The following is a 287-nucleotide window of genomic DNA, read 5'->3' as shown; positions in this document are numbered from 1 at the left end:
ATTCAGACTCGCATGAATCTTGAAATGACCGTCACTGACGAAATGGTAGATATCGCCCTTAAGACTAAGCCAGAGTTCGTTTGCTTGGTTCCTGAAAAGCGTGAAGAGTTGACGACGGAAGGCGGTCTAGATGTAGTAGGTCAGTTCGACAAGATCAAAGCCGCTACAGAGAAACTGGCAGCAGCTGGCATCAAGGTATCACTGTTTATTGACCCAAATTCGAAGCAAATTGATGCATCGAAGGCTGCAGGTGCGCCTTTCATTGAGCTTCACACGGGTCACTATGC

1 protein-coding gene is annotated in these 287 nt (G+C 47.4%); it reads left to right on the top strand.

The annotated features are described in order from the left end of the window. On the top strand, nucleotides 1–287 hold a 287-nt coding region (locus tag AB4585_RS25650), incomplete at both ends, for a pyridoxine 5'-phosphate synthase (RefSeq protein ID WP_372171600.1).

The organism is Vibrio sp. 10N.222.49.C9, assembly GCF_041474985.1.
GTDB classification, from domain to species: Bacteria; Pseudomonadota; Gammaproteobacteria; order Enterobacterales; family Vibrionaceae; genus Vibrio; species Vibrio crassostreae_C.
Note: the sequence above shows the minus strand (reverse complement) of the source record. Positions and strands in the feature narration are given on the sequence as shown.